The organism is Cupriavidus sp. 2SB (assembly GCF_005503625.1).
Lineage (GTDB): Bacteria > Pseudomonadota > Gammaproteobacteria > Burkholderiales > Burkholderiaceae > Cupriavidus.
This window is the reverse complement of sequence record NZ_SCMX01000032.1, coordinates 31,613-47,721: the sequence shown is the minus strand read 5'-3', so window position 1 is coordinate 47,721 and position 16,109 is coordinate 31,613. Positions and strand designations below refer to the sequence as shown.

Annotated in this window: 14 protein-coding genes and 1 pseudogene; 12 read left to right on the top strand and 3 right to left on the bottom strand. The window is 56.7% G+C overall.

The window, feature by feature from the left end; genetic code table 11:
• Positions 1–11: 11 nt before the first annotated feature.
• From FFS21_RS16475 to FFS21_RS16435, 10 genes and pseudogenes are all read left to right on the top strand, one after another.
• Positions 12–2,204, top strand: coding sequence for a DUF8724 domain-containing protein (locus FFS21_RS16475; RefSeq protein ID WP_137925857.1), 2,193 nt, complete (start codon positions 12–14; stop codon positions 2,202–2,204).
• An 8-nt stretch (positions 2,205–2,212) separates the two neighbouring features.
• Positions 2,213–3,088 (top strand): phospholipase D-like domain-containing protein, encoded by an 876-nt coding sequence (locus FFS21_RS16470; protein WP_137925856.1) that lies wholly within the window; start codon positions 2,213–2,215, stop codon positions 3,086–3,088.
• Between the two features lie 303 nt (positions 3,089–3,391).
• Positions 3,392–3,817: a helix-turn-helix domain-containing protein gene (locus FFS21_RS16465; protein ID WP_137925855.1), complete on the top strand. Its 426-nt coding sequence runs from the start codon at positions 3,392–3,394 to the stop codon at positions 3,815–3,817.
• A 437-nt stretch (positions 3,818–4,254) separates the two neighbouring features.
• Positions 4,255–4,785, top strand: a complete 531-nt coding sequence (locus tag FFS21_RS16460) for a TnsA endonuclease N-terminal domain-containing protein (protein WP_171020430.1) — start codon at positions 4,255–4,257, stop codon at positions 4,783–4,785.
• Positions 4,766–6,781, top strand: coding sequence for a TnsB C-terminal domain-containing protein (locus tag FFS21_RS16455; protein WP_137925853.1), 2,016 nt, complete (start codon positions 4,766–4,768; stop codon positions 6,779–6,781). The genes FFS21_RS16460 and FFS21_RS16455 overlap by 20 nt, the downstream gene beginning before the upstream one ends.
• Positions 6,782–6,784: 3 nt before the next feature.
• Positions 6,785–7,816: a TniB family NTP-binding protein gene (locus tag FFS21_RS16450; protein WP_137925852.1), complete on the top strand. Its 1,032-nt coding sequence runs from the start codon at positions 6,785–6,787 to the stop codon at positions 7,814–7,816.
• A complete protein-coding gene (locus tag FFS21_RS32930) occupies positions 7,737–8,591 on the top strand; it encodes a TniQ family protein (RefSeq protein ID WP_502705181.1) in 855 nt (284 codons plus the stop codon). Before FFS21_RS16450 ends, FFS21_RS32930 begins: the two co-directional genes overlap by 80 nt.
• Before the next feature lie 111 nt (positions 8,592–8,702).
• A pseudogene (locus tag FFS21_RS32925) lies at positions 8,703–9,059 on the top strand (TniQ family protein); the annotation flags it as partial.
• Positions 9,060–9,212: 153 nt separating this feature from the next.
• The gene (locus FFS21_RS32505) at positions 9,213–10,049 is read left to right on the top strand and encodes a hypothetical protein (RefSeq protein WP_249359438.1); all 837 of its coding nucleotides are present in this window, start codon (positions 9,213–9,215) and stop codon (positions 10,047–10,049) included.
• Positions 10,050–10,676: 627 nt separating this feature from the next.
• Positions 10,677–11,210 (top strand): hypothetical protein, encoded by a 534-nt coding sequence (locus FFS21_RS16435; RefSeq protein ID WP_137925849.1) that lies wholly within the window; start codon positions 10,677–10,679, stop codon positions 11,208–11,210.
• Positions 11,211–11,268: 58 nt separating this feature from the next.
• On the opposite strand, the gene FFS21_RS16430 is transcribed toward FFS21_RS16435, so the two are convergent.
• From FFS21_RS16430 to FFS21_RS16420, 3 genes are all read right to left on the bottom strand, one after another.
• A complete protein-coding gene (locus tag FFS21_RS16430; protein WP_137925848.1) occupies positions 11,269–12,396 on the bottom strand; it encodes a protein NO VEIN domain-containing protein in 1,128 nt (375 codons plus the stop codon).
• A 197-nt stretch (positions 12,397–12,593) separates the two neighbouring features.
• Positions 12,594–13,823 carry a hypothetical protein gene (locus FFS21_RS16425; protein WP_212745246.1) on the bottom strand — a complete coding sequence of 410 codons (1,230 nt, stop codon included), beginning with the start codon at positions 13,821–13,823 and terminating at the stop codon, positions 12,594–12,596.
• Between the two features lie 321 nt (positions 13,824–14,144).
• On the bottom strand, positions 14,145–14,393 hold the full coding sequence (locus tag FFS21_RS16420; protein WP_137925846.1) for an AbrB/MazE/SpoVT family DNA-binding domain-containing protein: 249 nt from the start codon (positions 14,391–14,393) through the stop codon (positions 14,145–14,147).
• A gap of 570 nt (positions 14,394–14,963) precedes the next feature.
• Here FFS21_RS16420 and FFS21_RS16415 point away from each other — a divergent pair.
• Positions 14,964–15,413 carry a hypothetical protein gene (locus FFS21_RS16415; protein ID WP_249359436.1) on the top strand — a complete coding sequence of 150 codons (450 nt, stop codon included), beginning with the start codon at positions 14,964–14,966 and terminating at the stop codon, positions 15,411–15,413.
• Positions 15,414–15,541: 128 nt separating this feature from the next.
• Positions 15,542–16,045 carry a hypothetical protein gene (locus tag FFS21_RS16410; protein ID WP_137925845.1) on the top strand — a complete coding sequence of 168 codons (504 nt, stop codon included), beginning with the start codon at positions 15,542–15,544 and terminating at the stop codon, positions 16,043–16,045.
• Positions 16,046–16,109: the final 64 nt, after the last annotated feature.

The following is a 16,109-nucleotide window of genomic DNA, read 5'->3' as shown; positions in this document are numbered from 1 at the left end:
GAGCGAACGAGATGGCAAAAGCCAAGACGATGAACCGCTCTCGCAACCAGCTTGCGACGGCCTACGCCCCAGAGAGCTTCTTTACATTCGAGGGGGGGATGGGGGCGTGCATCTCGCGCTCGGCGGCCGGCGAGCCCATCCCGCTATCCGCGTCGACAATGGACTTGGTGTTCGGGCGAATGAACGAACTCGGGCGTGCCTGGTTCAACACCGCCTCGTCTGCGCGCGACGGCGACCCAACCAAGCCACGTGTCCTGCCAGCCCAGTGCGTCGACCAGGCCATGCTGGACCCGGCCAGGATGGAATTCCAGCTGCCGGGCCAGGACCGCTTCTATCTCTGCCGACCGTCCCACATGGAGTACACGCCGGCCCCGCTGACCTTCGTCTGTCGGACCTGCGGGATGTTCCAGGATTATGAAACACTCGCGGAGCTGGACAAGAACCTGGAGAACCTGACACCCAACCATTGCCCCAACCCGAAGAAGAAGGGCCTGTGCGATTGGGAGCAGCTGGACGTCATCTTCGTGCATTGGTCCGGCCGCTGGGAGGCTGCTTTCCCAGGCCAGTGGCACTGGAGCGACCGCGACGCGAAAGTGGTCAAGCGCTATGACAGCTGCGTTTGCGGCAGCTCACAGTTCAGGCTGAACCGGCGCTCGGCCGGCATTGGCGACTGGTTTTTTGAATGCGCCGCCTGCGACAAGCCGTTGTCTCCGAAGTGGCTGCAGAACGACCGCGATACCCTGCGCATTCTCGGACCGGCGATGGGGCCCGACCGACTCACCGACGTGCGCATGCAGGCTACGCCCTATCGCGCGTCGAGCGCCTACTACGTCAAGTCTGACCTCTTCATCGACTTCAAGGATGGCAGCCAGCAACTGCTGACTCGCCTGAGGCCTGGGCATGAGGCAGAGCTCAAGGACTTCGTCGCCAAGCAATACGGTTTCGCTGCTCAGACCGTCACGGATGAGGACGTACGCAAGGCGTGTGATGGAAAATCCGAGTGCACCAAGGACCTGGCAGACTACTTGGCCGCGGTGGAACAGATTCGCACATTGGAAGAATTCCCGGAGCCCATGCGTACGAAACTCAAAGGGGCTATCGACCTGGCGCACAGTCACAAGGAGCGCGTTCTCGATGACCTGCGCCAGAGGCAAATTCTTCTACCAAAAGTGGACTTGCCGATGTCAGTCGTCTCGAACATCCGGGACAGGTCCAAGTTCGCATCGAAGTTCGACCCTTTCCGCCTGGCCATTGAACACGCCGCGCTCAAGAGCACACGTCTAGATGTGGAAACAAGGACGAACGGCAAGAAGCCATACGTCTCGTTCACCAGACTGGACGAAGACCTGGCGCCCGAAGACAAGGACAAGACAGACCAGGTCCAGACTGCGACGCGTGCACTACTCGACAAACTGGGCCTGGAGGACATGGGTCTCATCCGGGAGTTCGACCTCTGCCGCTTTAGCTTCGGCTACTCGCGCATGGAGTCTGTGCCCATCCTCCGGGACAAGCGAGGTATGGACATGCCTGTCCGTCTAAACCTGTTCCCGCCGGTGAGACAAAACGACAGCATGCGGTATCCCGTGTATGTCGTCCAGCAGGGCAATGAGGCCATCTACGTGCGGCTCAGGGAAGAACTCGTTATTGACTGGCTGCGCAGCCTGAAGTGCCCGGATATGTTCACGCTGAATGCGGGCGAAAAGATTGGAGCCGGCCTGCTGGGCGCAGCGCAAGACATGAGCCCGTTCCTGGATAACCTTCCCGAGAGCACTACGCCGCCGATCTACTTCTACCTGTACACGTTGCTCCACAGCTACTCACATTTGCTGATGAAGCACGTGTCGGAGTACTCGGGCTTGGACCTGGGCTCGCTGGGCGAATACATCTTCCCCGCGGACCTGGCCTTCGTGGTCTACCGCAACGGAACCACGATGGATCTGGGCAACCTGTCTGCGCTCTGGCGCAACGCCGGCACGGCGATGCTGACCTCGATGCTGGGTTCGAAAGCGACCCAGTGCGGTACGGGTTCGCTTTGCACGGAGCGCGGCGGCGCTTGCCCTGACTGCGTGATGATGCCGGAGACGTCTTGCGTTGCCGGTAACAAGCTGCTGTCGCGCTCGGTGTTGAGGTCCATCGGAGGCAGTCCTCGCCTTGATAAGCGCGGAGCACCGATTCGCGGCTACCTCGACATTGTCACTCCGTAGCCCCGGCCATGTCTGCGCAAAAGCTGACGGCTTTCGAGCAAGCGGCGCTGGCGGGCCTGGCCGACAAAGCGGGCCTCGCGGCGGCGCTGCTGGAGGCATGGGCAGACCTGCCCGCCGATTCGGTGCAGTCGGCCCGTTCGTTGGTCGACGCGGCGCAGTTGGGCGTCACCGAAGAGGGGGCGACGCGGGACCTACTCGAGCGTTCGGTTGGGCTCGGTCTTGTCGAGGCAACGCCGGCGGGGTTCAGGCCTCGCGGCGGCGCGCATCTGCGTTTTCGGCGTCTGGCCTTCGCCCTGAATAGCGTCGAGCATTATCGGTCGTTCGTCCACCGGGATGCGACTGTAGCCCAGGTCGTGCTCACCAAACCGCCGCGGCCTAGCGTTCTGGAACAAAAGCTATCGGCGCTGGGCTGGCGAACGACAGACCTGGAATCTACCGAGCACGCCTTTCACGGTATGGTTCGGGCGGCGCAGCGGCGCGTGGTCATCATGACGCCGTTCCTCGACAGTAGGGGCGCTGCTTGGCTACAGGAGATGCTGGCACACGCACCCCCCGGGGTCGAGAGTACCCTGATTCTTCGCAGCCTGGAAGACACCGCGCGGAAGGACTACCCGGTCGGCTTCGATGCCATCTCATCGTGGCTCAAGGCGCACGGCGTGCATGTTTTTAACTATTCGATTCCACGCATGGACGGTGGGCGGGAAACGTTTCACGCAAAGGCGGTGCTCTGCGACCGCAGCACCGCCTACCTGGGTTCGTCGAACGTAACCGCGGCCTCACTCGAAAACTCGATGGAGATGGGCGTCGTACTTGAAGGACATGCCGCCGCTGGCGTCGCTGAGGTCGTGGACGCAGTCCTTGCTGCAGCCACAAGATGGCTATGACGTCTTGCTCAGCTCGAGCCTCACATGGCGATAGGGCGGCGAATGGCATCACCAGTCGGCAAACCTTCGGGACCTGCTGCCCAGCAGGTGCGCTCGTAGCCCAGCCACGCCCGACTTCCAACGTGACGGCGGAACGGGCGGCGGCCATCGGCTTACGCTTTTGGTACTGTTTAACGGTATAAAACCTTATATATCAACAGCTTGCAAGAAAAACTCTTCTTGGCAAGTAGACTGAAATGTACTTCAATAGCCGCTGAGCCCGTTCAGTATGTTGTACTAAGTACCATCTCCAGATGCGGCCGTATGAGCAGCCCATTCGCCACTTTTCTCCGCGCCGTACGTTTGCGTAGCGGCATGCGACAGCATGAGCTAGCCAAGCTGCTGGGCTACGAACAGGCCTACGTCTCCGCTATCGAACTGGGCACCAAACCGCCGAGTGACGAATTTCTGGGAAAGCTCGACAGAGAGCTATCTCTCAATGACCGAGACAACCTTGAAATGCGGCTTGCTGCAGAAAGGTCGCGGCGGCGATTTGTGCTGCCGGCAGATGTCCCAACCGAGACGTACCTGCTGTGCCACGAGCTCTGGGAAAAAATTGACCGGTTGTATCCGGCTCAAATTCGGGCTTTACGTGAATTGGTGCGGATCGATGAGCTTCTTGCGGACGAGCCTACATATGGCCCGCCACGGCTGCGCCGACGTAAGTCAAAGGAGGACGCCGAAATGTAAAAACGGGACAAACCTTGGCGGCTTGCCCCGTCGCTGACCTCACTTGGAGGCCAATACTTCTGGTTGGCGCTCGAAGTATCCCTCCTCGCGGTTGGCTGGTCAAGGCCGTCTATTCATCGATCATCGGTTAGCTGCGGTTTTGCTTTGGGGATAACAACCTAAGGGTGGGAGTTATTACGCCCAAAAACCGGAGTCTTGTTGGCGACGCCCTAGCTTGGGGTACCGCTGCCCGGTGGTCGCCTCCAAAAAGCGATTAGGGACCCATCATGGCTGACCATAGCGCGCCTACCCAGCATGTCTCAGCGCGGCATCTTTTCCCCTCCCAACTTCCGTATCACAACACTCGTAACCCGGTGCGACCCTCAGGGCGCGGGTTTAGGGGAAAATTCGCGTCCCGCAAAATGCAGCGAATGGTGCGATGCGAGAGCCTACTCGAGATGACCTGCCTTCACCTGGCGGAGTTTGCTCGCACGATTGCGGCCTTTGACGAACAGCCCCTATCAATTTCCTACGTGACTAGCGGGCGCCGGCGGCGCTATACGCCAGACTTCAGATTCCTCTGGGAGAATGGACAAGAATGGTTCGTTGAGGTCAAGCCTGCAGAAAGGCTCGCCACGCCGGAGAACAATGAGCGCTTCGCAGCAATTGCCAGTTACTTCGAAAGTACAGGCGCTCGCTTTGTCGCACTCACAGAGGAGCATATCTGTCATTCCAATCGCTCACAGTTGGTTTCGTACCTGCTGCATATGCGTCCATACGAATCCGTGCCGAACGTCTGCGCGGACTTGGATTGGCGAGGCGCTCATTCGGTCAACTTTGCGGAGGCTATCGAAATACTCGGGAGCTATAGAAACGTGCTAGAGGCATTGGCCGTCCGCAATCTTGTCTGTGACCTCCATCAGCCATTGGCTGCTGAGACCTTGGTCCGACCTTTCGCGGAGGCCGACGATGACGCGCTGTTTGTTTAAGCGAGGATCAATCCTGACGATCGATGCTGTTCACCATCGTATCGTCGAGATTGTCGGTGACCGTTTGCAACTACGCTCAGCCAGCGACGGGGCACTGTATGAATACTCGAACCTGCAACTCCTAAGCTTGTACGAGCAGGCCCGTCTCAAGATCACGACCTTCAGTGAATTTCCGGCGGACGATGGCGAGCGTTCCCGTCAGGCCCCTATCGAACGAAGTCTGGCGGACTTTTCCGAGGCGATACGTAACAAGGCTATCCGTAAGTGGAAGTACCTTACAGCGATTTGTCCAGACGGGCGGCTCCGACTCGGCCGACAAGTTTTATCCGAATTGCTTCGCACGTGTGCAGAACAGATTGAGCCTGGAGGTCGGCCGCCGGCGATCGCACGCTTCTACGCTTGGCGACGGAGATGGGTGTTCGGCAACATGGACATTCGGGCTCTGATAGACAAATGGGAGCTTCGAGGTAGGCGGCCCCGTTCCGACTACCCAGAGGTTCTGAGGGACCTGATCGTCGAAGGTATTGAGAGGGTCTATCTAACTGAGCAGCGAGAGTCCAAGGTGGCGCTCCGCGATTGGATAAACGCGCGGGTCAGGAAAGCAAACCTGGCCAGGTTTCCAGAAGAGACACTCCCCGATGACTCCATGCGGCTAATCAACAGATTTCTCGATCAGTACGAAAAATATGACGTGCTGAAGCGTCGATATGGTCAGCGGATCGCGACACAGCAACTCACTATGTTTGGTAAGGGGCCGGAATGCACGCGGCCACTGCAGCGCGTCGAAGTTGATAATACGCCGTTGGACGTGCTTGTGATCGACGAGGCCACATCACTCGTTCTCGGCCGCCCATGGGTGACCGTCATGATCGACCGGTATTCGCGAATGGTGGTCGGCTACCATTTGAGCTTCCGAAAGCCCAGCGTGCAGTCGGTACTCCGGTGCTTGCGTCACGCGATGCTTCCTAAGACGTACATGCGCGAGATGTATTCCGAGGTCAAAGGCGTCTGGCCGTGCTTCGGGCTGATCGAGCTGATCGTCTGTGACAACGGCCTGGAGTTTCATGCGAAAGATCTAGAGGCGGCATGCGCAGACCTTGGCACCCATCTGCTTTATTGTCAGCCGCGTACACCGCATTTGAAGGGTGTCATTGAACGATTTCTAAAAACACTGAATTACAGCTTTCTCCATCTGGTTCCAGGCACCACATATTCGACCTATGCAAAACGGCTCGACTACGACTCGGTTGCCAAAGCAGTGCTTACCCTTGGCGAACTTCAGCTAGCCCTTCACAAGTGGATCGTGGACGTATATGGGGCCACATTTCACCGAGGTATCAACGCGGCCCCGCTACAGCGATGGAATGAGGGTGTGGCGATCGACGCTCCTGAACTCGCGCCCGACCCGCAGCGGCTCAAGGTGTACCTTGGCCAAGTCGTTAGGCGGCAGCTAGATCGCAACGGCGTGCAGCTGCACAACCTTCGATACACGTCGTCGGCGTTGCAACGCATTCTTGCGGGACGGAGGTCGTTAGAGGTTACGGTCAGATTCGACCCGGACGATCTCGGCGCCGTACATGTCCTGGATACTGAACGCAAAGAATACGCTCTTGCGAGTTGCACATCGCCTGGCTACGCGAACGGCCTAACGTTAGAGCAACACGTCCTCATCACTAGGAAGGCGAAAGACGACTATAAAGCGTTGCCTTTCCACGACGCCATGCTTGCGGCCAAATTGGAAGTGCGAGAGTTCACCCAGCGCCTTCTGGAATCCCGTATAGCTCCCGCTTCGCGCAAAAAGCGACAGCCCGCGACAGTCAGGGAGGCGCTACGGCAACACGCTGAAGAAACGCCCAATAGAAAGGACAGAGCTGAGGACGGCCCTCCGACGGAAAAGGAAACCGCCGACGATATCGTGTCGTGGCTCACCGATAGGGAGCTGTCGGAATTCGACGTTGAATGCCGCACTGTGCAAATAACCAATTCAGAGGAGTGAGCCGTGGCTGACAGCGCTGAGAACGACAAACGAAAGCCCAGCCGCAACCGCGTCATGTCGGTAGGGCAGTCGCAGGCTGAAATGTTCACTAGTGGCATGCAATCCCTTCCGCCGGCCGACGCGGCGGCGATCGAGTTCCGCAGTAAACTTATTCGATATCCGACGTTCATGAAAGCAATGCAGGCTATTGAGAGGTGCCACCTATATGGCCGCCACCTTGTCGAAGAGCCGGATTGCCTTCTTATCACCGGTGTCTCGGGGGCGGGCAAGTCAACACTGCGCAAATCGTACGAGGCGAAATATCCGCGGGAAGAGCTCGAGGATCGCACCGTAATACGAGTAGTGGAAATAGAACTTCCATCGGGACCCACGATCAAGAATGTCGCCGAAAGAATATTGACGAAGCTAGGTGATCCCTATGGGGACAGAGGATCTGCCGAAAGCAAGACGGCACGCATAGTTACTTTGTTTAGAGAGTGTCGCGTTGAAATTGCGATATTGGACGAATTCCAGCAGTTCATTGACAACTCAGGTGGAAAGATAGAATACAAGGTTGCAGATTGGCTCAAGCAATTGATTAACGCCACGCGGGTTCCGTTTGTGCTACTTGGACTGCCTCACTGCAAACGGATTCTCGAGGTCAATGAGCAATTGCGTCGTCGGTTCCTTCCCCAAGCTACGTTGCCGCCATTTTCCATAAAAACAAAGATGGAGGCGATAAAGTTCGCAGATTTCCTGAATACACTTAGTTCCCAAGCGCCGTTCAAAAAGGCATCGGCGTTCATTGAGCCGGCAGTGATTCCTCTCATGTTCTATGCGACCCATGGGCTCATCGACTATCTCATGAAGCTTACCGGTGGTGCGATACGGATTGCTTTGGAAGAGGGGCGTGATCGGATAGACCTCGATGTGTTGAGGATGGCATTTGAGAGCGAGATATGGAGCGCGACGGATCGTGAGCGCAATCCCTTTGATAGTGCGTTCATACCAAGGCTGCTTAACAAAACCGGTGAGCCGTTCAGTGGCTATAGCTAATAAGCTGCTTCCTGCCAGACTCCTTGTGCGGCCCCGGCCATATGAGGGTGAAAGTCTGTTCAGTTATGTCCACAGAGTAGGGGAGTTGAACGGTCTTACCTCTCTGAACTGGGCGCCTTCGGTGCTAAGCAAGCTGGTGTCGTTCGGGGTCCAGAGCCATCGCCCTCAGTTGCTGCTCGCGGAGTCGGTTGGAATTGACCCTGAAGTCCTATCCAATATGACATGTCGACCCAAACCGACTGAACTGCAACATGTGGTGCAGTTCATGAATGCCGAAATACCAAAAAAGCTCTTTCGCCGGACGCGTTCGGCGATCTGCGTCGAGTGCCTTCGAGAACGAAAGGCGACACCGGCCATACGAGACCTTCGTATGATCTGTGCGTGTGTACGGCACCGGCATTGGTTGATCGACACGTGTCCGAAGTGCGGTTGCACCTTAGATTGGCGCCGCGAACAATTAATTCAATGTGTGTGCGGGAACGATCTTACGAATAGAGTCGACAGTCAGGTGGAAGCGCCTGTGAGCGTGTTGGTTTTCACCAAAGCACTCGAAGACTGGCTTAGAAACGACCTTCCATTTGCCGAAGCGCGCTCTAGAGGGTTTCAGCGCTTCGTGGAGGACTGGTTAGTTGCCGACTTCGTCTCGCTTTTTCAAAGCGCTGAGCGATACGTTAGACGATGGGACGGTGAGGAGGTGGAGATGCCGCCTTCCACCGAGAACCATCGCCTCGATATGGTGACAGTCCTAACCATGTCATATGTGGCAAGATTTTGACAAGCCTCTCTTTGGGCCAAAGTGGGGTGACAACAGATATCCGTCGGCGTTCCAGTGCACGTGCCAGATCTACTGCGCATCGCCTTAGATCGGATTCGCTGGAGCGAAGATATGTTGCTATTAGTTCGGCCATTGCCACTCGCACATGAGTCGAAGCAAGGGTACGTCCTGCGTTTGAGCTCATTGAACGGATTCGATCGCCCGCGGTGGTGCGCATCCCTTGCGCGCGCAGCAAATGTTTCTGGAGGAGCGCGTGCATCTCTAAGTGAGCTTACGGGGCACGATGAGGAAACGTTGGCGATTCTTCGCGGGCCAATATATGGCCTCGGAGCCCTGAATACCCATGATCGTGGCAATGTGGCATCGCGATATTGGAATACCCGCTTCCAACGCTATTGCCCGAGATGCCTGGCCGAGCAACGATATCATCGTGCAGTTTGGGGGGTGACGTTCGGTGTTGCCTGTGACAAGCACGCCGTTTGGCTACGTGATGATTGTCACAGATGCAGGCGCGCTATCCGGTGGACCAACGCGCCGCTCGGCAAGTGCTCCTGTGGCACCCTGCTTGAGACCGCTACTGCGGTAACGTGCACCGAGTATGCGCAGTGCTATGCAGGCTTGTTGGCATCCGTGCTGCATCCCGGCGCCTCAGTAGGACAAGTCCTTCCGTCGCACGCCTTAGTTCTTAACGTCGAGGAGCTGCTTCGCCTTACCTGGTTTCTCGGTGCCTATGCTGTTCGGCAAACAGCGAAGGCGCAGAAGATTTCCGGTGTCATGCAGCTCGAAAACGCTATTGCCATGGTGCAGGCCACATGTGAGGTACTCTTCGATTGGCCAGGTGGCTTTCATCGCCTAGTCGATCAGATCGGTGCACGGGGAAGCTTAGAAGCGAATGGCAACAAGCTGTCCGCCCATTTTGGGCGGTTCTATCCGACCCTATATAAGAGCTTTCCGGAGGCATCATTCGCGTTCCTGCGCGACGGATTTGAGAGCTACATCGGCAGTAACTGGACTGGTCAGTTGGCAAAAAGAAACCGAAGGTTCTCGTCGGAGTCACGTGAGTCGCACGAATGGATCTCGGCAAAGGAGGCCGCGAAGATCTTACATATGCGGACCGCCAAAGTGAGAGAGCTTGTGGAGAAGGGAGAGCTTGTCGGCAGATTTTTTGCGACGTCGAGCGGGCGTCGAATGGGCTCGATTCTGAAGGACAGCGTCACTGCGGCGGCGGAGCGACGAGCAAAATTATTTACGCTGGCAGAAGCGAGGCGAGCGCATGGGCTTTCCAGGAAGCGATTGTACAAGTTGATAGCGGATGGCCTACTTCGTGCAATTACAGGACCACTAGTCGACGGACATCCGGTTTGGCAATTCGAGGAGGCCGCGCTGGAGGAAGCCATAAGATTGGCGAGGCGTAGCGGAGATGGGAATGCCTGGCAGAACGAGAATGAACGGCTGTAAAGTTTGACAGTTCCCGGTACGTGCCGTACCGGGGCTCTTTGAACGACAGAGGATGGTGTTGAGCGAACAGTCGCTCCGTGGGACGAGCAGTTTTGGCTACGGCAATAAGTCATCGCAGCACATTGAATACTGGAGCGGTAATGATAGATCCGAGGTTCTTGGACAACGCCTCCCCCAGCGAAGAGGAGCGTTTCTTCGCAGAGTTCGAAGACATGCTCGCCAACGACGATGGCAGTGAGGCATCGAGGCACCTGAGGGAGGGGCGTGCCATTTACATATCGGATCGGCGTTATCCTGGCCGAGCGGTACGAGTGCACCCAAACGGCAGGCGTGAGCTGATGCGGTTAGATCTAGTAAGCGGCCGGTTGGTGGTGGAGCGAGCCGTTTGACACTAGCGAAAAACCGGTATGCATGCGCGCCAAGGGCCCTCTGAAGAATCGTGCTTTACCATCCCTCTAAGGAGTGATGTGGGAGGGTCTTCAGGTAAAGCGATTCTTCCGGTGGATGCGGCTAGAATCTGAACCATTCCCGTCATCGAAAATTTCAGAATCTATGCTAAGCCAGGTATCGGGAGGCATTCTTTCCACGTTGGGCAACTTCCTCTCGTGGATTGCACGTGAACACTGCATGCGAAATCCGGACGCTGTCGCTAAGGCGTGGGAATCCTTAAATCCAGAAGCCCCGACTTTGGCGGATGCCGGTCGTATGTTCTCCGCCTACGGCGTAGATTATTCGCTTGAAGAACTGCGGTATATTGCTCGGCATCCCGAGGCATTGTTGCTGGCAAGAGCGGTCGCAGGCGGCTCGACGTACCTGGAGTTCCTGGGGGCTGATGGCTACGTTGCGGATGAGGGCTTCGTACCTCCTTCTCCAGACCACATCAGCAAGGCCGCGTGGATAACGATTCTGTGCTTCGCAATCAGCCTAGCGTGGTCTTTCTATCAGGGGGCGACTGGATCTCTACGTGGCTGTGTGGTGTACCTGGCCGTAGCAGCGCTTCTGTTTATGATGACCGTTCTCGAAGTTGTTGATATGAGAGGGAAGCAGCGAGCAAGGCGGGCGATTGAACTGTGCAATGATTTGAAGAGGCCCGCTGAGACGCCAGCCGACAGAAACGCCGATGTCAATCAAGATATGACGGCATGCGCGACTTCCGCGTAGCGCCCTCCAGGAATGGAAGGTGGGCCACAGGACGTGAGTGCCGTTGGCTGGGTGCCTACTATGAGCGGATCGTCTTTAGCCGCGCCCTGTAGTCGATGGGCTCCAACTGAAGATTGTTGGTGATGCTCCCGCGTAGGATGAAGAGCTTGGGGGCAGTCGCAAACTCGAAGACGCGATAAAGACAAAAAGTATCGCCGGCTTCGTCGGAGAACTCCTTCTCATTTCGCGTAATCATGAATGGAGTTAGTGGTCCTCCATTCGTCGTCTTCACTTCGATGAAGCGTGCAAGTTCTGACGCTTCAAATGAAAGAATGTCGTAGCCAGTGCCATCACCAAGCCTATCCGAGAGCCAGTCAACCCTGGGTGCGAGATCAGGCCGTTGCTCCTCAACCAATCTGCGCTGCTCGAAGCCTATAACCCAGCCTTCTCCGCTGTGACCAAGTCGACGATTTCGTTCGTCGCGAGCCGCATAATCAAATTTTCTGGGCAAGCGGCTCTTTGTGGCCGATGATTGTAGTGCTTCGACGATGGGTGGCTCGACCAGTACCCCCTTGAATAGTTGATCGGCTGGGAGAGTCTGAGCTTCCAAGTTATCTAGGACAGACTCAACTTGGGTCCCATGAGTTTGTACATACTCAAGAACGACCTGGCGAAGCAAATCCTGCAAATTCTGCCTTGGCTTGTATCCCTTAATGTAAGGTAGACCGATTTGATCGAGGACTGCAGATATGTTCTGATGCTTCAGTTCCACCGCGCCCTTGCTTCTTATCTTCAGTGTGGCGCGCAGCTTGGCGTTGTGGTCGCTTTTGTTGTAAGGGGCCTGCTTGGATTCCAGTGCCAACATCTGGAAGTAGTCCCGCACAGTCGCCTCAACTTCCTCGCGACTCCAATCTTGGCCAACGCGAACCACGTCGAAGCCGAGGTCTGACAGCAGCTTTTGCACCGTCGCTTCCCCGCCAGAGAAGCTGTCGAAGCCTAGCGGGCCGTGTTCGGGGAATGCGTAGCCGTATGCTGCTCCGACAATTGCCTTAGAGTCGTAGAGTTGGCCCGTCGCGGAATCACGCAGCATGTACTCGCGTGAACGCCCGTAACCATACTTTTCCAAAAAGGCAGTTCTGCCGAGCTCATCGAATTCTTCAAGTGCCAGTCTGACGGCAGCAGGATCAGCCAGGTTTCTAATGCCCATAGGTACCCGTCATTGGCAGTATCAGTGTGCTCGAAAGTGTACCTGATCAGTGGCTTCCCGACCCGGGCGACTCAGCAGTCTACGAAGAAGGGAACAAGGGGTCATGTTGCACATCTGTGCCATGCACGGTCCCTCCATGTGACATCGTTCTAAGGGAGCGTTAATACGAATGAACAGAACTGGCCCCCTCGTTGGCATCAAAGGCTTCTCCCGATGGCGAGTACTGTTTGCTTCAGTTTGCTGCTCAACTGCAAGGACAGTTGACCGTCCTCGCAGCAAATACGGACATTCGGGATTTCCCCGGCATCCGTGTACATCCCTTTGCCCTTGGCCGAACCTTCCTTCTGCACAGTCAGCCGAACACGATGAATGTTCATCGGCTCTGAGAATAGGCCCGTCAAGTCCTCGGGAGTTAGTGGGCCTGATAGCCGCGAGGTGACAGAGGCATCTCCGGGCTGCTCGTAGAGTTTGAATGTGGGTTCGATAATGACACCATGAACATCCTCTGGGATGATTGTCCACCCACCGTATTCGTCAACCTCCGACGATAGGTCGTAGGGGATAAGCCCCAAGTTCAGCACGCTGATGGAATATCGCTGGGAGCGAAGAGTTGAATTCGGTGGGTTAATCAGCTGAAACATCTCGGAAAGATGGACGCGGGTGGCGAAGACCCGGTGATCTTCGATCTTCACGTGTAGATCTATACGCGGCCGCATTGGCTGTATGCCGAACGTTTCGATGCCGTACCACTCATAGAAGCCGCCGCACTGAGCGCCTATTGGAGTGGTCGCGGACAAACCATTTCGTGCGTCGCTTTCGCGATATAGCATATCCGAGGAAATCTGCTCAGCGAGATTCTCTGTCGCGGAAATTCGAATGGTTGCCGCCCATCCCCCATCGTTAGAGATCCGAGCGTCCGTTGAACGAATGAGCTGAGCCACTAGTGACGCTCCTGTGCCAGCGACATAGCAGGATCCAAAATTGGCAGTGTCAAGCCTCGTCGCGTTGTGCACGTAACCCTCACGCTGGCCATTTTCATCGATAAGAATTCCCAGCAACGAGATATCGGCCGCGCCAGCTGTGTGCGTTAGAACTCGATCTACCAAAGACCGACGAACACGTACTGAATTGTCGTATAGCGCGGCATTTGCTATGGCATCAGACAGATCCGCCCAGAAGTTGAATGCAGCGCGACAGTCCCCTGCGAAGACCAGCACGCCCGAGAAGTTTGGCAGAAAGAAAGATTTGCGGCCTAGGCGTGTGATGTGCCACGGTTCAGCCTCGCTTCCCCATTCGGAGCGGATGCTGCCCATGGCCGGCAGCCAAACAGTTTTTTTCTGACGAGGATCTCGCCCTGCAGCTGAAAGAAGGGAGTCCGCCACTACGTGAGGCGACGATTCGGGGTTCAGTAGTGCAATTGCTGTCATCGGTCAGTGAAACCAAAAGCGATCGGAGAGGCTATGATGGCGGCCTTGGCTCGCTGCTGGCGCCTATCAGCTCCATTCGAGGGTGCTTCACGATCCTATCGGCATGACCGATCTCTCCGCATACCCCACCGAAGAGCGGACCTTCAAAACCTGCGGTCAGATAGTGCCGCCACAGCCGTCAGCTCAGCTGTTATCGTCGCCCCCAACAACGTGTCCGGACGGTCGTGCATCTCTGGTGGCGCGACAACTACGCGCGTCCGCGTTCTCTGAATTTCACTGCTCTTCTTCGAGTAGAACGTGACCAGCTAATCTCACAACGCGCTACCACACCAACTCTGCGTCGTCGGTGTTGGGAAAATCGGTCATCACCAGCGCGTCATCGCCCGCACTCGCCACCGCCTGGCTGGCTTCGGCCCAGCCCTCGCGAGCTTTTTTCTTTGGTTTGCGAATCACTAGTGCGTCGCCCTCTACGGCCATATCCACTTCAGCCTCCAAACCGAGCTGGGCAAGAATCAGCTTGGGGATCAGCACCCCTTGGGAATTGCCTATCCTGCGAATCGTCGTTCTCATAGCGTCACCGTAACGTGAGCACATCGCGTAGCAAATGGAACCACAACGTTATTGTATTTGCGGTGTGATGTCGCCATTCGGTGTTCACCGCGTACTGAGCACTCCCAGCCAGCCGCAGCCCCAGCCCCTCTCGCTGCTCCTGTTGCGTCGCTTCCAGGCGGTTCAAGCCTGTGTGCATTTGCTGGCACAAGCGCCCGCGTCAGATGCAGTCCGGCGAACGATCCAAGCCTCTGCTTGTCCGGCCACTTCGCCTCGGGGAGGGGCGAAGTGCGTGTTTTTGCCGGGGAGGCAACACTGTCACGTGCTATGCCGCTAGAGGGAGGTCCAGAATGTCGGTCAACGAATGAATCACAATTCTGGCAGATGATTGCTGGAACCGGAGGTTTTCGGCAGTATCGCGGGAGTCGCGCGAACGGATTTCCATCAAGGCTGGCTGCCACGATTTCGCGCACGCGAACCACGGCCGTGAAAGAGCTAGTTGAGAATGGGTAAAAAGTCCGTCGGCTTTGCTTCACGCAGGGCATCGCGGCATCGCCGGTCGGCTCGCGGCCTCGTCATTGGAGACCGCATATGTCCCATCCAAGCAAGAGAAGAAGGGGTGGCGGCGAGCTTATACAGCGCTCGGGCGATATTAATCGGCTTCGTGCCAGCCTGAGTGTTCGTGCCGACAGACCCCGATCATTGCCCCCAGAACGGGTGACCATGCTCACCATACACATCGAGGGTGAACTCACGGAGCCAGTAGCAGGAACTTCGCAATTTTCCATCATGGTCTACGTCAATGCAGATCCAGCCGTAGGTCAGGTGGAGGTGCCATCGATTGGCGCGATTATTGCTGTCAAGCCAGTTGTGCAGGCCGTTATCGACCTATCCGCAAGTGAATTTCAGTCTCTGCTAACGATGGCGTCTGCTGGAATGCTTCGATCCTGCTATTTGGTGTTCACAAAACCTCGTTACCGCTCCGCCTTGATTGTCAATGCCGACTTCAATTCGAAGCCGGCGGACGAGCCTGACGAATAGTCGATGTTCATCGAGGTGCTCCCGGTCGGCCAATGACTAGCGTTACAGCGGCCAACAGAACAATGGGTCCGCAGCAGTGTATTCTCGTTTCGACGGGGAGTGGGGACCCTAGATACGAAGGGGGCGTAATGAGAATCGTCGACGGCATCGACTTGAACTCGTTCGCAACTGGCATATCTATTAAGATGCTCGGAACGCCCCGCTGGGGTGATGATCCCTTTGGCGATGTTCCAACAGTTTCCGGCGTCTACGTTGTCGTCCGGGAGGCAGCAGGTGCGCCGACGTTTCTGCGCGATAGCGGGGCTGGACAGTTCAAAGGGCTGGCCCCAAGTTATCCCGAGGAAATCGTCAAGGCGGCATGGGTGCCTAATGCCACTGTTGTGTACATCGGGAAAGGGGCAGGTCGTAACGGCCTTCGACAGCGAGTGCAGCAATTGGTGAGCTTTGCCTACGGCGCGAATGTTGGGCATCGAGGCGGGCGCTTGCTTTGGCACCTCTCGGATTGGGAGGATCTACTGGTACGCTGGGTGGAGTGTCCGGGTGAATCTGTCGATGCGGCAAAAGCTGACCTGATTAAACGCTTTCAGCGAGAGCACGGCGATACGCTCCCCTACGCCAACCGAAGGCAATGACCAATATCCGTGGACCCGGACCCGCTTCTCCTGTCGTGCGACTCGGGCCCAGCCGGAATTGAGG

What these genes read in the sequence shown, in the direction of transcription:
- FFS21_RS16475 (WP_137925857.1), top strand. Translation starts at nt 12, where the DNA reads ATGGCAAAAGCCAAGACGATGAACCGCTCTCGCAACCAGCTTGCGACG.
- FFS21_RS16470 (WP_137925856.1), top strand. Translation starts at nt 2,213, where the DNA reads ATGTCTGCGCAAAAGCTGACGGCTTTCGAGCAAGCGGCGCTGGCGGGC.
- FFS21_RS16465 (WP_137925855.1), top strand. Translation starts at nt 3,392, where the DNA reads ATGAGCAGCCCATTCGCCACTTTTCTCCGCGCCGTACGTTTGCGTAGC.
- FFS21_RS16460 (WP_171020430.1), top strand. Translation starts at nt 4,255, where the DNA reads ATGACCTGCCTTCACCTGGCGGAGTTTGCTCGCACGATTGCGGCCTTT.
- FFS21_RS16455 (WP_137925853.1), top strand. Translation starts at nt 4,766, where the DNA reads ATGACGCGCTGTTTGTTTAAGCGAGGATCAATCCTGACGATCGATGCT.
- FFS21_RS16435 (WP_137925849.1), top strand. Translation starts at nt 10,677, where the DNA reads ATGCGAAATCCGGACGCTGTCGCTAAGGCGTGGGAATCCTTAAATCCA.
- FFS21_RS16430 (WP_137925848.1), bottom strand. Translation starts at nt 12,396, where the DNA reads ATGGGCATTAGAAACCTGGCTGATCCTGCTGCCGTCAGACTGGCACTT.
- FFS21_RS16425 (WP_212745246.1), bottom strand. Translation starts at nt 13,823, where the DNA reads ATGACAGCAATTGCACTACTGAACCCCGAATCGTCGCCTCACGTAGTG.
- FFS21_RS16420 (WP_137925846.1), bottom strand. Translation starts at nt 14,393, where the DNA reads ATGAGAACGACGATTCGCAGGATAGGCAATTCCCAAGGGGTGCTGATC.
- FFS21_RS16415 (WP_249359436.1), top strand. Translation starts at nt 14,964, where the DNA reads ATGTCCCATCCAAGCAAGAGAAGAAGGGGTGGCGGCGAGCTTATACAG.
- FFS21_RS16410 (WP_137925845.1), top strand. Translation starts at nt 15,542, where the DNA reads ATGAGAATCGTCGACGGCATCGACTTGAACTCGTTCGCAACTGGCATA.